The sequence below is a fragment of the Halobacillus campisalis genome (assembly GCF_030345335.1).
Classification (GTDB): domain Bacteria; phylum Bacillota; class Bacilli; order Bacillales; family Halobacillaceae; genus Halobacillus_A; species Halobacillus_A campisalis.
Genome location: NZ_JAPVRC010000003.1, coordinates 46,492 through 60,637 on the forward strand (window position 1 = coordinate 46,492; position 14,146 = coordinate 60,637).

The following is a 14,146-nucleotide window of genomic DNA, read 5'->3' on the forward strand; positions in this document are numbered from 1 at the left end:
ACTTCAGTCACCTCTTTTTCATTTATGTATAATTATTATATATACCGTATATTTATGACATTATTACCCCTGTAATAAAATCTGTCAACAGCTCGGGGTGAAAATTTAATTTTAAGGATATAAAATACGTTAAACAATGTCAGTCACACGTTATTAGTAAGCGCTTTCAATAAAAAATAAAATTTTTTTGATCATCTCTCGTTAATGGAACCGTTATTTTTGAAATAGATAGAAATTTACATATACGAATATTCACTGAATATACGGAATAATGGTGAATGATTGCATAAAAAAACCAGCATCATTATGCTGGTTTTCACTTACTAGATATCAAAAGATTGAAAAATACTTCTGTCTGGAAGCTTATACTCTTCTCTTCCTAATAGATGGTTGATAATAACTTTATTTCGGTGTACGGCAAGACCCAGGTTAGTTGAACCTACCCCGTGGGTATGAGAGATCCCGCTATGAACATAAATTTCGTTGTCGGTTTCTTCCGTTTTCTTTAAACGATAGTCCGCTTCAACCTTATAACGTCCTTTTTCATCCCATTCTAAGAAATCACTTAAATAATGAACGAAATCCGGCACGTGAGGCTTATATCCTGTTGCAGTTATGACTACTTCACTATGATGTTTGAATGTTTCTTTTTTCTGCCAGTGATAGCAATCGAGCACATAACCAGAGCCGTCATCCTTCTCCTCGATCCCTCTCACTTCACTTAAGACTTGCATACCAACATTCAGTTGATCTTCCCCAATGGAGTATTCATACAGAAGATTGTAAATATCTTCGATGGTATGATTACTGATGCCTTTGTAATACAGTCCCTGGTTCGCAAATATTTCATCTTTATCCTTTTGGGGAAGCTGATAGAAATATTTCACGTAATCTGGAGAAAAGTGCTCAAGACTCAGCTTCGACTCTTCCATGGATTCAAAGCTTGCCGAGCGTGTAATCCAGTCGAGGCGAAAGCCGCATTCCCTTTGTTCCTTGAGTAATTCCCGGAAAGTTTCTGCTGCACTTTGGCCGGAACCTACCACTGTTACAGATTGAGCACTTCGGCAGCGATCCTGGTTCGGGACATAATCTGCAGTATGGAAAACATCTTCTTCAGGAAGCCCCTTAAACGATTTAGGCATAACGGGTACACTTCCCGTCCCCATGACGATATGCTTCGTTTTATAGACGTTCGATTGGTTTGTTTTTAAATCTTTTACCGTGACTTCAAAATAATCTTCATGTTCTTTCACATGACGAATGCTTGTTACTTCGTGTCCAAACTTACAGCTCGAAAGCCTGCGGGACACCCACTGACAGTAATCATTATACTCTCGACGAGGGATATCGAGTCTTTGGAGGAAGTAGAACTGATACATACGATCATTTTTACTTATATAGTTGAGGAAGCTATGCTTGTTCGTCGGATCTGCCATCGTCACAAGGTCTGCGAGGAAAGGGACTTGAAGCTTAGTGCCTTCGATCAACATGCCTGGATGCCAGTCGAATTGCTCTTTCTGCTCAAAAAAGACACTGTCAACATCGTCTATTTCATCTAATAAGGCGGCTAGGCTCAAATTAAAAGGGCCAACCCCCACCCCAATCAGGTCGTGCATTCTATCCTGCTGTTTCATTACTCATTCACTACTCCTTTTTCAAAAAAAGCCTGCGCGCTAAGAATCTTTCGCTTTTCTCATGGTATCATATTCCCTTTGAAATATATAAAACTTTCTGAGAATGAGTTTACAGAAAGAACTATTTCATTTGGCTCTGTTAAATTTCCGTATTGATATTCATAAAAGCTCCCTATTCTTGAAGAATCCGTTTCGAGACTTTTGTATGAGGAGATGGTGGCTTTAGAAAACGGATCGCTTTCCGTGGGCATGTGGTGAGCTTCCTCAGGCTGCGCCTTCCGGGATCTCACCGATCATGTACATCCCACAGGAGTCTCACCGTTTTCTAAAGCCACCATACGATGGGAAGGTGCTCGAAACTATACCAAGTTTAAAAATATCAGCCAACTATTGGAAATATTAGAAAACACTGTGTATTCCAAGAGTCTAGCCTCTTCTTGGAACTTCTTGCCTTTTCGAGGATAACGAAAGCATTTTTTGAGGTGCTTCACTTAAAAAATAACTGCTCTTGAGTGATCACCAGCGAGACTTTTGTATGCATGCAAATGCTTGGACCTACCTTAAAGTGCAGGAAGTTTTTAAACTAAAATGCCATAAACAGAGCACTGGAGTTTAATGGTCCCACTATTACTGAGAAAGTTCTTTTTAAGCAATATCGAGAAGCACATTTATAGTGAGGGGCAGCGGGGAATGGGGAGACTCCTGTGGGAAGAGAGTGCTTGGTGAGATCCCGCAGGACGGGACGTCCGAGGAAGCTCACCGCGCTCCCACGGAAAGCGAGTCATTCCCCGCCGCCCTGTTCCTCTCACCCAATGTCTCAAAACCAAGCCTTCCACAATGCTGCCATATATACCTTTTGGCTTCTCAAGAAATTTCTTTCTAAGTTTAGTTTTTACTATACTAGCAATTATTATTTTTATGTAAAATATTCCATTACTACAGAGTTTATCAATACTCTGAAATAAGCTCCTGTAAACTATAAATCGTTAAAAATTAAAAAAGCCCCGAGAGTCTCCTCGTGGCTTTTTTACCGTTATCGCTCCATACGCAAAGCATTTAATATGATTTGCTTGAAATGAGGTGTTGCCTCTTTCAAATCGTCTACGGTGTAAACTGCTGTATAGTATTGGATGACTAGACCATCTACAAATGCAACTAGTATAGAAGCGCCTAATGGAGAATGGACCATCGGATACTGGTCATCTTCATCCAGACTGGCCAACTTCTTCTGTAAGTGATCCACCATTTTTTGAAAAGATCCTGCAAAGGTGTTCGCATGGATCTCGCCTCCTGAATATCGGCTCATGACTTTTTGGATTGATTCGATATTACGGTCGTTGTAGTCCCAGGAGTCATAAAGAAACTGCTCAACAAACTCCTCTATGTTTGTCGAGTCATTTCCATTCAGTGCTCGAATGTATTCACCCTCTAAATTCGCCAGAATGCTATCCATCTCTTCATGGGAAATATTTTGATTCATAGGCTCACCCGCTCTCTTAAGTTATATCAGAATAATACCCAGAAGTACCCGATTTAAACCTATAATTAATTTCCAAAGTTAGACACAGAGGACATTGACACTTTTCAGTAATTAATGTAAAATTCAAAAAAATAAGTTAAATAGCTCTTATCAAGAGCGGCTGAGGGACTGGCCCTGTGAAGCCCGGCAACCTGCAATCTGCAAGGTGCTAACTCCAGCAAAATGGAAATCCATTTTGAGAGATAAGGTACATATAGCGATGTACGTTTATTAGAAGTCTCTCAAATTTTTGAGGGGCTTTTTTTATTGTCGACTGTACCTTGAAACGTTCAGGGAAAGGAGTGGATCAAACTGCAGAATGAGGAAGAACACTTAAAAAAGGTCACGAATGAGATCGAATCGATGCTTTCGACTATGAAATTTGGTTCGATAAAACTCGTCGTCCAGGATGGAAAAGTCATTCAACTGGAAAAAAGTGAAAAAGTCAGAGTTAAATAAATAGCGTTGCTGACTAGATAAACTAGAGGCAGCCATAAGCTTTCTCCTTTTTAAAGGGGCAATCTGCTTATGGCTGCTTTTTTTGAATAGTTTATGATTGTCCCCCATTTAAAAGGAGTGTTCTACATATGTTGACTATATATTTTATCGGAATAGTATTTTTCTGGATCAGCGGTATTGTATTATGGCAAAAAATTTATCCTAAAAAGAGAAAGGAGCAAGCTTAATTATGGAAGTATTATCAGGACCCGTTCTATGGATATCAGTCAGTTTATTTATAAGTTATATTTTCCTGCTTTCTTACATCGGAAATAAAGGTAAGAAATTCAGCCAATCCATGAAAGGATTCGCCACAGCCCAGGGAAAGGTGCCACCCTGGATTGTAGGAGCCAGTTTCTCCGCCACTTTTGCCAGCGCCAACCTTTACATAGGAGTCCCCGGCCTCGCTTATGCTCATGGATTATCAGTGCTCTGGTATGTACTTGGGGCATTCGGGGTAGCCTGGATCGCTTTACTGCTTCTTGCAAAAAAGTTCTGGAAAGTTCATCATCGTGCAGGGGGAGTCTCTACCCTGCCTGAGTGGCTCGGAAAAAGATACAATAGTAAATCCTTACAGACTATCGTATCCTTACTGCTGCTATTCAATATTTATTACATTGTAGGACAAAATGTCGGCATGGCCTCGATATTTGAGACGATCATGGGAATTCCTTATAGTGCAGGGATTGTAATAGGCGTGGTTATTACCGTTTTTTACATTAGGCTCGGAGGAATGTTCGCTCAACTGATAACCGATGGTATACAAGGAATTTTGATGGGGATTACAGGGATCATCGTTTTTCTTTCCTTATTTTGGACAATTGGCGGTGGATTCTCTGTTTTTTCTGAATTAAAAAGTCAATTAGCTGCAGCAGATCCAGGCCTCGTGACTCCTTTTTCAGATGGCGGGCCTTATGATAATGCTCTCGCTGTAATAGCGATCCAATTTCTGATGATAGGGTTTGTCCTGACTCCACAACTCGCTAATAAGTTTCTATCCCTGGAAAAAGAAGAAGATTTACGGCCGTTTACGATGTCAGCAGGAATCAATTTATTTTTCATAAGTACTTTAATGGTATTCGGCGGCCTGGCTGCCCGAGTCATTGCACCCGGTATATCTAATATGGACCATGCTCTGCCAATATATTTGATGGAGGCTTTCCCTCCGATTATCGTCGGTATTTTAGTCATCGGCCTGCTGTCAGCGATTCTTTCAAGTACCGATGGGTTGTACGTAACAGTTACGTCCAGTATTGGGAATGATATTGTTAAACCATTGCTGGAACGATTTTCAACCCTTTCCGCAGATGCAGTCGATCAGTGGGCAGTCACCGCGTCAAAATGGTCGCTGATTCTTGTGGGAGGCTTATCTTTATACTTGTCCATCCAACCGCCAGAATCATTGGCTTTATTGATTCAATTCAGTTTTTCTGCCATTATCAGTGGTACTTTCGGAGCCATCCTTTTAGGGTACTTCTGGGATGGAGGAAACCGTTATGGCGCAACCGCCTCTGTACTTGTCGGTTCAGGTACTTACATTTGGCTCACCAGCTTTGAAGTACTAGGAAATATATATGTGGCTTTATTCCTTTGTTCTGTTTTAAGCTTCATTACTATGTACGTAATCAGTTATGTAACATCTTACACTCGTTTGCGTCATGCCTCTGTATTGAACCTTTTGAAATAAATCATAGGAAACCTAGGATAAAAGTGTGCTTTTCAGGATCGATCATCTGGAGAGCACACTTTTTTTATGTTAAAATATTCCTGAAAGCCTGTTTTTTTAACGAGCGCTGTTTAAGCTAATCTTGTTGATCTTTCATCTTCATAATACCGGAGAAAAGCAGGAGAATGGCACCTAAACCGATCAGTACAGAATCAGCCTCTTCGAAGCTTGCCTCAATATTGAATAACCACAGGCCTACCCCAACTAAAAACAACAGCCACCCGGCAACAGATAATTTTCGCTGCATCAGGATTCCTCCTCTATAATCAACTTATTAAGAATTGTACCATGAACGGACAAATTCTGTACTTTATAGAAAATATGACTGATACTACCTCACTCAATAAGGAGAAACTTACGATGATCGAACTGAAGCATGTAGTGAACCGAGAAGAATACCTCCCTTACCTCCTATTAGCAGATGAAGATGAAGAAAAGGTAATGGATTATATACAAGAAGGTGAATTATACGCTATCGTTGATGGCGATCAGGTCATTGGCGCGTGTTTATTCACCTTCCCTTCTCCAAAAGTTGTTGAGATAAAAAATATTGCCGTCATTTTCACAAAGCAAGGAAAAGGAATTGGAACGTCTGTTATTCAAAAGAGCTTTTCCATGTTTCAAGATAGAGGATTTAGTGAAATGATAGTAGGAACAGCGAATTCAAGTCTTGCGAATATCAGTTTTTATCAAAGATGCGGATTTCGTATGGATTCTATTAGAAAAGATTTCTTCTTAGACTACCCAGAACCCATTTATGAGAATGGAATCCTAGCAACCGATATGATTGTATTTTCCAGAGATCTTTCTTAAAGGAGAGGATTACAGTGAAGAAGAGGCTTTACAAATCAACGAGCAATAAAATGTTGTCTGGTGTATTAGGCGGAATAGGCGAGCAGTACGATATCGATACAAGCTTATTAAGAATATTGTATGCGGTCGGAGTCTTTTTAAGCAGTGGTTTTCTTTTACTGGTTTACATTGTAGCTGCTCTGATCATACCTAAAGATATTGAGGTCAATAAAGAAGCGGAATAGAGAAATGGAGCTGTCCCCATGTTATTTTGGGACAGCTCTTTTTTTCTATTCCAAGCTCTGTTTAATACCCTTGTTGAAATCCCCCCTATAAGCTCCTTTATATTGAAAATTCAGTTTGGGTAGATTGGACTGTTTCCGTCTCTATAAATAGAGATTGAAGGTCCGGGAAATCACTCGCTTTCCATGGGCGTACGGTGAGCTTCCTCAAGCTAACGCCCTGTGGGATCTCACCCTGTACTATCTTCCCATCTCTTACACGTAAATTAGTTGAGAGCCGTACATCAGCTCATAAACCTTATGGGGGATTATCCAGCTCCAGCGCTTAGCGGCTACTGAGACTTCCTTCACTTCTGTACGATAAGTAAACATCGAATCGCTCCGTTCTTCGTGTTTCCTTTATCTCCGCCAGCTCAGTCCAGTCCACACGCCGCTGAACGAAGCGCTTCCGCATTTAAAAAAGGAGTCTCGCAATTTCCCGGACCTTCTTGCGTTTGGGTGAATAACGGAAACTACTAAGGCACTGCTTCACGTGGCAAAGATATGGAATCCTACAGCAGGACGCTTTCTTTAATGCAGCTTAAGGAAGACCTCCCCACCCGATGTCAGGGGTTCGTTCATTCATATCATTGAATAACTTTCTTATTGAAATATCAAAACAGCCTTCGTCATTGTTCAATACAAAAAAATGCTCCAATCGTTATATTGTAAGCGACTAAGCCTAAATATAAACGATTGGAACGATTAATTAGAAGGGGTTTTCTTTTTTAAAAACTTAGTGGAAAGCCCTCTCTTCTTATTCATCTAGAAATTTATCCATTTCCTTCTTCACAGTCGTCGCTTCTGAACCAATTATAATTTGAAGGTTGTGTTTGTCGATCTTGACGACTCCGTGAGCACCTGTCTGTTTGATTTTCTCAGTATCTACAATATCTGTATCTTTTAATTCCAGTCGCAATCTTGTCATACAATGGTCGTTCGTCGTTACGTTTTCTTTTCCTCCGATGTATTGGAGGATTTTCTTAGCCATATATTTAAATGGGCACATCGGCTTCAATGAACCAGGTACTCCCTTTAATAGTAAGACCCACATTATCCATCTGATGGAATCTACAAGGAAGGCGAATTCCCGCTATTTTCCTACTTTAGAATCCGTCCCGGAACAAGCTATCACTATGGGTATTCAATCCATCTTTGAAAGTAAAGAAATTTTGCTGCTCGCTTCAGGACAGAAAAAAGCAGAAGCCATTTCCAAGCTTCTTGAAGGAAAGATATCAGGAGACTTCCCAGCCTCTATTTTAAGAAATCACCTGAACGTCACCTTAATTGCTGATGAAGCAGCTTTATCTCATACGGAGCTATAGGCAAAAAGCTGGCATCAAATATTTAAAAAACAAATGCGAAAACGTCTAGGATAGTGATCCTGGACGTTTATTTTTAGTTGCTAATTTCTTTAAAGCTCTCTCTTACTTTACGCATGTTTGGTAAGACCCTAAAGGGCTTTAGTCCGAGGGAACTCGTCTAACGCTTATAGAAAACAAGTTATTTTCCGCCACCCAATTTTTTAAAGTAACGTCCCCTCTATATTACCAATAATGAACGAACCACATGCTGCCTGGAGCCGATACAACAAAACGCAATCTTATCAATTTCATGTCATTACGGTCTCTTGGCTCGAAGAGTGAATTTATATTCATCACTCTTAAAATGGTTCTCACTGTATTCAAAAACGGTCCCATCTACTAAAACGCTGTAGGACTGCATTTTCAATATTGGAGTAGACTCATCTACCGTTAATGCTTGAGCGACATCCTCACTCGGCAAAACAGGAATCACTTCTTGAAAACTTTCCTTTATTTTTTTGCCAACCTCTTTCTCTATATAGTCATACTTGGACTTCTTCATAATCCCATAGGATAAGTTCGGAAACAGAGAAACTGGCAAATAAGTATCTTCTACCACGTACGGAACATCATCGACCAACCTTTGCCTCCGTATATAAAATACCTTTTCCCCTTCGGCAAGCTGAAGCATTTTCCTTACATGATCATCAGGGTCTATCAATTGAAAATTAAGGATTTTGTTCACCGGTTCCTTACCAAGCTGCCTCATTTCTTCTGTAAAGCTCAGCAAGTCAAATATATTATGTTCAATTTTTTGTTCTTTTACATAAGTCCCGCTTCCTTGAATTCTTTCAAGTAAACCTTCTTCCACTAGGACCTTAATTGCCTGACGTACTGTCACACGAGAGGCTTGATATTGTTCAGACAGGTGAAGTTCGGTCGGTATTGCCTCCCCATCTTTCCAAATCCCTTCAGAAATATCTTCTTTAATTTTTTGTGCAATTCTTCTATATAAAGGCGCTGACATACGTATTCCTCCTGTTCTTCACACTAGACATTATACAGAAAAATTATAAAAAATTCGATACAAATGTTGACGCTTTCATAAATATGTATTATATTCATATTAAATACTAATTAATACAAATATAATACCTATCAGGAGGGAAATCCCTATGAAAAAGCAAAATCTTGTTGTTGTAGGCGGTGGCAGTACGTATACCATCGGGATGATTATGAGTTTAGTAGCAGAGAAAGAGCAATTTCCATTAAAGTCAATTACGTTTTATGATACGAATGCTGAACGCCAGGAGAAGATAGCTAAAGCTTCCGAAATCATTTTGCGTGAGAAATATCCTGAACTCGAAAATTTCTCTTATACTACGAACAAAGAAGAAGCATTAACTGATGCAGATTTTGTATTCGTTCAAATTCGAACCGGTGGCCTTGCAATGCGTGAACAAGATGAACAAATCCCTCTACGTCATGGTGCGGTAGGTCAAGAAACGTGCGGACCTGGCGGTATGGCCTACGGTCTTCGTTCAATTGGAGATATGATCGATCTCGTTAACGATATTCGTCATTTTTCACCGAATGCCTGGATTCTAAATTATACAAATCCAGCCGCTATCGTGGCAGAGGCTCTCCGTCGTGAATTCCCTGACGATAAGAAGCTTCTGAACATTTGCGATATGCCCGCAGCTATTATGGTCAGCTACGCGGGGATTCTTGGCAAAGATGTATTCGACTTGGTGCCTGAATACTTCGGCCTTAACCATTTTGGCTGGTTTACTAGCATTTTAGACAAAGACGGTGTTGACCACACGGACACGATTAAACGGGCTATAACTGAAGATGGCTTTATTCCTGAAGATGCTGAGATTGCTAATGACCCTTCCTGGATTAAAACGTTTAAGCAAGTAGAACAAATGGTCACCGATTTCCCTGAATATTTACCGAATACGTACTTGCAGTATTATTTATACCCTTCGCAGATGGTTGAAAAAGAGGAGCCTGACAACACTCGCGCACGCCAGGTTATTAATGGACGCGAGAAAAGAGTGCATTCTCTAGCTGATCAAATCATTGCAGATGACACAACTGAAAATGTCGAATTAGAAGTCGATATTCACGGACGTTATATGATTCGTGTAGCTGCTTCTATGGCTTATAACAACGGAGATATCTTTATCGTGATGGTTGAAAATAACGGGACCATCGCTAACTTGCCAGATGATGCCATGGTTGAAGTTCCATCTGTCATTACGAACCGCGGCCCTAAACCTTTCTCGGTCGGCTATATTTCCACCTTTTACAAAGGGTTAATTGAAGGGCAGCTTGCCTATGAGAAACTTGTCGTTGACGCCTATTACGAAAACAGCTACGAAAAAGCACTTCAAGCTTTAACGTTGAACCGCACAGTTATCGATGCGCCAAGAGCCAGAAAGATTCTTGACGATATGATTGATGCAAACAAAAATTACTGGCCTGAACTACACGCGAGCAAACAAGCCTTAAACATTTAATGGAAAATAATAGACCCGCAATATACAATTCGGGTCTATTATTCCCCTTATAAAGAAAGCGCTTGCCTAAAAGGAGGATTTAAAAAGTGAAAAAGTATTTCGGAAGTTTGCAGAAATTTGGTAAATCACTCATGGTTCCTGTCGCCCTTCTGCCCGCTGCAGGTATACTACTTGGAATTGGTGCTGCTCTCACCGGTCCGCTGGCAGATACATTAACTTTTTTACAAAATGATACGATCCAATTCATCGGTACCGGGATGTCGGATATCGGAATCAGTATATTTGACAATTTAGCGATTATATTCGCAATTGGTGTAGCCATAGGGCTTACGAGCGGCTCTGGGATTGCAGCTTTGGCAGCGTTATTAGGTTATATTATTATGAACAAAACTATTTCTTTTGCCCTTGATATAACCCCTGAAATGGCTCAGGAGGGCGGAGAATATGGAATGGCGCTTGGTATCCCGACGTTAGAAACCGGGGTTCTTGGCGGTATAATCGTGGGATTACTTGCCGTTTGGATTTACAACAAATTTCATGAATTTGATCCGCCAGAAGTTCTAGGCTTTTTTGCCGGAGACCGCTCTGTGGGGATTGCCATGGTTTTTTCCTCTATTTTTCTAGCTATAGCTATGATGATTGTTTGGCCGCCTATCCAGGGCGGAATCAACGCTGTAGCAAATGTTATCGCCAATGGAGCAACTAACCCTCTTTACATTGGTTTATATGGTTTCCTTGAACGAGTTCTGATACCAACAGGTCTTCACCATATTTGGTACGCTCCGTTTCTATGGACTTCTCTTGGGGGTACCGTTGAAGTTGCCGGCAGTTCTGTGTCTGGTGACCAGTACATTTTCCTAGCTCAGGTTGCAGAAGGTGTAGAGGTAACAGCTGGCCGCTTTATGGCTGGTAAGTTCCCTGTTATCATGTTCGGACTCCTTGGAGCTGCTCTTGCTATGTATCGTCAAGCTGATAAAAAGAATCGTCCTGTCGTCAAAGGGATGCTGATTGCCGCAGCAGGTACGGCGTTCCTGACAGGAATTACAGAACCTATTGAATTCACATTCTTATTTGTAGCACCGCTTCTATTTGTCTTTCACGCTGTCTTGGCCGGTATATCGTTCTCGGTCATGTATATGCTTAACGCTAATATTGGTTGGGCAGGTGGATCAGGGCTTATTGACTATGTTCTGGTAAACGCCATTCCAGGCACAAACAATTGGTGGTTAAATATAGTTGTAGGAGCCGTGTTCTTCGTCATTTATTACTTCTCCTTCTCTTTTGCTATTAAAAAGTGGGACCTTGCTACGCCAGGTCGTGGTGGTCAGGAAAACAAACTTTATACGCGAAAAGATTTTAATGAAAAGAAAAAGGGCGGAAAATCCGAACAGACCAAGGAGACTGCGGCATCTATTATGAACGCCTTAGGCGGTCAAGAAAACTTAAAGCATGTTGATGCCTGCTTCACGAGACTTCGAGTCGAAGTTAAAGAAATACAAAAAATTGATGAAGACGAGCTTAGATCACTTGGAGCTGCTGGTGTAGTGAAGGTCGATCACAACATTCAGGCCATCTTTGGGGGCCGTTCAGATCTTTATAAAAATGAAATCAACCGTATTATTGATGAATCCAATGCTTCTTAGATTTTGGCTTTGTTAAAGTTCCGTGATGATATTCATATAAACATTAGTGGACGACTCAGATTCGAGATATTCGGGCTGTTTCCGTCACAAAAATAGAGCTTGAAGGTCCGGAAAATCACTCGCTTTCCATGGGTGTACGGTAAGCTTCCTCGGGCTAACGCCCTCCGGGATCTCACCCTGTACTGTTTTCCCATAGGAGTCTCGCAATTTCCCGGACCTTCTTGCTTTTGCGAGAAAAGCGGAAACAACTCATGCACATTCACTGAAAAAATAACTGCTCTTAAGTAATAACCAATGAGACTGTTGTATGCAAGAATATGTTTTGACCTACCTTAAAGTGTAGATTTTATTACTAAAATGCTAGAGCCCTGCCACTGGAGTTAAATGATCCCACTATTACTAAGAAGCTTTTTAAAAATGATTTCCAGAAGCACATTTTTAGTAAGGGCGGCGGGGAATGGGGAGACTCCTGTGGGAAGAGAGTGCTGGGTGAGATCCCGCAGGACGGGACGTCCGAGGAAGCTCACCGCGCTCCCACGGAAAGCGAGCCATTCCCCGCCGCCCTGATCCACTCACTCAATGTCTCGAAATCAAGTCTTCCACTATCCTGCCATATTGTTGAATAACTCACTTATCAATATCAACAACCACCTTTAACATGGCTTAATTAAAAAGAGTCGCTTTCCCTGCGGAAAGCGACTCTTTTTTTGAAACAGTAATGTGCTTCTATCCATGTCATTATTGTATCCCCGTAATCTTATCTAACACTAATCTCCAACCACAATATGAGCGACCATCGGCCCTTCAGTATCTGTCGTCGTATGGGTGTTACAAATCACTCGATAAATCCCTTCTTCATCAAACTGAAGATCTAACACGGTTTCACTGCCTTGTTTTACGACTCCCTGCTTATCAGTGCCCTCAATCGTAAACGGGTGTTCATGGCCATTGACTCCATAAATACTCAATTTAAAGAGCTCCCCTTTTTTCACAAAAATAGTGCCAGGATCAAAACGGTAGGTTTCGATCACCTGCCCGTCCTCTTTCTCTGCTTTGAATTCACCCGTGACAAGGTTAATCGTCCGCATCTGTTCGCTTTCCACCTGTGAGGAAGTGGGAGCCGTACTCCCAAAGAAGAGATTGATCATGAATACCGCACCGGCTAATACAAAAAATGCGCTGCAGATGATAAGGATTTTTTTCCCTGAAACAACTAAAGCTTTCAAGTATACCCCTCCCAAAGAGCCTGTTTGCTAATGTATATGCTTTTAAACCTTTGGAACTTGTCTACTTTCTACCAGAAACTGAAATTCATTTCGATTTCTTGTAAAATGCTTCTGGAGTCTCTGCTTTAAAACGCATCAACTTTTTAGTCGCGGGGTGTTGAAACGTAAGTAGTTTTGCATGGAGACCTAGCCTGCCAATCCCCTTTCCTGCAGCACCGTACTTTTTGTCTCCTGCGATGGGATGTCCGATGTCTTCCATATGAACTCGAATCTGGTTTTTTCGTCCGGTTTCTAATTGAACTTCCAATAAGGAAAAAGATGAATTCCATTGGATCCGCTTATAGTGAGTCACGGCATATTGTCCGTCATTCGGTTTTTGGCTCGAATGCATTTTCATGCTTTTTGATTCTTTCAGCCATGATGAGATGGTGCCTTCAGCCGTTTGAACTTCACCTTCAACTAATGCCATATAGATACGCTCTCTAACAATATCTTTCCAATTGTTTTGGAGCGCACGCTTTATTTTTTCATTTTTTGCGAACATCATGACTCCAGAAGTTTCCCGGTCCAACCTATGGACGATGAATATCCGTCCTTTAGGGTTATGGTTTTTTACATGATCCGTAAGCTGACGGTATGCTGTCGATTGTTTTTCCTTTGCTGTAGCCACTGATAACAGTCCTGAACTTTTATCGATGATGATTAAGTCTTCATCTTCATGCAGAATCTTCAGACCTTGCAGAGGAGTGCTTTTTTTGAAGCTGCGATTGTGACCGATTTCCACCATTTGGCCCTGCTGCAGCTTATAATTGAACGCCGTCTCCGGTTGGCCGTCTACGGAAACCTGTCCTCGAGCCAGCAGCGTTTTTACAGAGTTTCGACTGCGGTCGGATAGTATTGTGAACAGGTATTCAAGCAATTGGCTGGGTTCATCCACGCGATACCGATTCGAATTTTTCATGAAAGAGAACCTCCTTATCAGGTAAGAACAATTTTAT

The 14,146-nt window shown here is 41.1% G+C and carries 13 protein-coding genes, 1 pseudogene and 1 riboswitch; of the genes and pseudogenes, 7 read left to right on the forward strand and 7 right to left on the reverse strand.

The features are described 5' to 3' along the window. Positions 1-323 precede the first annotated feature (323 nt). Positions 324-1,634 carry a lysine N(6)-hydroxylase/L-ornithine N(5)-oxygenase family protein gene (locus O2Q26_RS07715; RefSeq protein WP_289215372.1) on the reverse strand — a complete coding sequence of 437 codons (1,311 nt, stop codon included), beginning with the start codon at positions 1,632-1,634 and terminating at the stop codon, positions 324-326. A 1,033-nt stretch (positions 1,635-2,667) separates the two neighbouring features. Beyond that, positions 2,668-3,114, reverse strand: a complete 447-nt coding sequence (locus tag O2Q26_RS07720; RefSeq protein WP_289215373.1) for a hypothetical protein — start codon at positions 3,112-3,114, stop codon at positions 2,668-2,670. A gap of 144 nt (positions 3,115-3,258) precedes the next feature. Next, positions 3,259-3,363, forward strand: a riboswitch (SAM riboswitch). 102 nt (positions 3,364-3,465) lie between these two features. Here O2Q26_RS07720 and O2Q26_RS07725 point away from each other — a divergent pair. Both O2Q26_RS07725 and O2Q26_RS07730 read left to right on the forward strand, forming a co-directional pair. Then, positions 3,466-3,612 carry a YezD family protein gene (locus tag O2Q26_RS07725; RefSeq protein ID WP_289215710.1) on the forward strand — a complete coding sequence of 49 codons (147 nt, stop codon included), beginning with the start codon at positions 3,466-3,468 and terminating at the stop codon, positions 3,610-3,612. Positions 3,613-3,841: 229 nt separating this feature from the next. After that, the gene (locus O2Q26_RS07730; RefSeq protein ID WP_289215374.1) at positions 3,842-5,338 is read left to right on the forward strand and encodes a sodium:solute symporter family protein; all 1,497 of its coding nucleotides are present in this window, start codon (positions 3,842-3,844) and stop codon (positions 5,336-5,338) included. Positions 5,339-5,453: 115 nt separating this feature from the next. Here the strand turns inward: O2Q26_RS07730 and O2Q26_RS07735 are convergent, their stop codons facing one another. Further along, positions 5,454-5,624, reverse strand: a complete 171-nt coding sequence (locus tag O2Q26_RS07735) for a hypothetical protein (RefSeq protein WP_289215375.1) — start codon at positions 5,622-5,624, stop codon at positions 5,454-5,456. 113 nt (positions 5,625-5,737) lie between these two features. On the opposite strand from O2Q26_RS07735, the gene O2Q26_RS07740 reads away from it, so the two are divergent. Together O2Q26_RS07740 and O2Q26_RS07745 are read left to right on the forward strand one after the other, a co-directional pair. Then, positions 5,738-6,190: a GNAT family N-acetyltransferase gene (locus O2Q26_RS07740; protein ID WP_253934924.1), complete on the forward strand. Its 453-nt coding sequence runs from the start codon at positions 5,738-5,740 to the stop codon at positions 6,188-6,190. Between the two features lie 14 nt (positions 6,191-6,204). After that, on the forward strand, positions 6,205-6,414 hold the full coding sequence (locus tag O2Q26_RS07745) for a PspC domain-containing protein (protein WP_289215376.1): 210 nt from the start codon (positions 6,205-6,207) through the stop codon (positions 6,412-6,414). A gap of 793 nt (positions 6,415-7,207) precedes the next feature. On the opposite strand, the gene O2Q26_RS07750 is transcribed toward O2Q26_RS07745, so the two are convergent. Next, on the reverse strand, positions 7,208-7,504 hold the full coding sequence (locus tag O2Q26_RS07750; RefSeq protein ID WP_352232224.1) for a PTS sugar transporter subunit IIB: 297 nt from the start codon (positions 7,502-7,504) through the stop codon (positions 7,208-7,210). On the opposite strand from O2Q26_RS07750, the pseudogene O2Q26_RS07755 reads away from it, so the two are divergent. Further along, positions 7,434-7,775: pseudogene (locus O2Q26_RS07755) on the forward strand (6-phosphogluconolactonase); the annotation flags it as partial. The gene O2Q26_RS07750 and the pseudogene O2Q26_RS07755 overlap by 71 nt on opposite strands. A gap of 295 nt (positions 7,776-8,070) precedes the next feature. Here the strand turns inward: O2Q26_RS07755 and O2Q26_RS07760 are convergent. Then, positions 8,071-8,781, reverse strand: coding sequence for a GntR family transcriptional regulator (locus tag O2Q26_RS07760; protein WP_289215378.1), 711 nt, complete (start codon positions 8,779-8,781; stop codon positions 8,071-8,073). A 148-nt stretch (positions 8,782-8,929) separates the two neighbouring features. Here O2Q26_RS07760 and O2Q26_RS07765 point away from each other — a divergent pair, with 148 nt between their 5' ends. After that, complete coding sequence (locus O2Q26_RS07765) at positions 8,930-10,279, forward strand: 6-phospho-alpha-glucosidase (RefSeq protein WP_289215379.1); 1,350 nt, start codon at positions 8,930-8,932, stop codon at positions 10,277-10,279. Positions 10,280-10,365: 86 nt separating this feature from the next. Beyond that, positions 10,366-11,922, forward strand: a complete 1,557-nt coding sequence (locus O2Q26_RS07770; RefSeq protein WP_289215380.1) for a PTS transporter subunit EIIC — start codon at positions 10,366-10,368, stop codon at positions 11,920-11,922. A 767-nt stretch (positions 11,923-12,689) separates the two neighbouring features. On the opposite strand, the gene O2Q26_RS07775 is transcribed toward O2Q26_RS07770, so the two are convergent. Both O2Q26_RS07775 and O2Q26_RS07780 read right to left on the reverse strand, forming a co-directional pair. After that, positions 12,690-13,148, reverse strand: a complete 459-nt coding sequence (locus O2Q26_RS07775; RefSeq protein WP_289215381.1) for a cupredoxin domain-containing protein — start codon at positions 13,146-13,148, stop codon at positions 12,690-12,692. 85 nt (positions 13,149-13,233) lie between these two features. After that, positions 13,234-14,109 (reverse strand): RluA family pseudouridine synthase, encoded by an 876-nt coding sequence (locus O2Q26_RS07780; RefSeq protein ID WP_289215382.1) that lies wholly within the window; start codon positions 14,107-14,109, stop codon positions 13,234-13,236. Between the last annotated feature and the right edge of the window lie 37 nt (positions 14,110-14,146).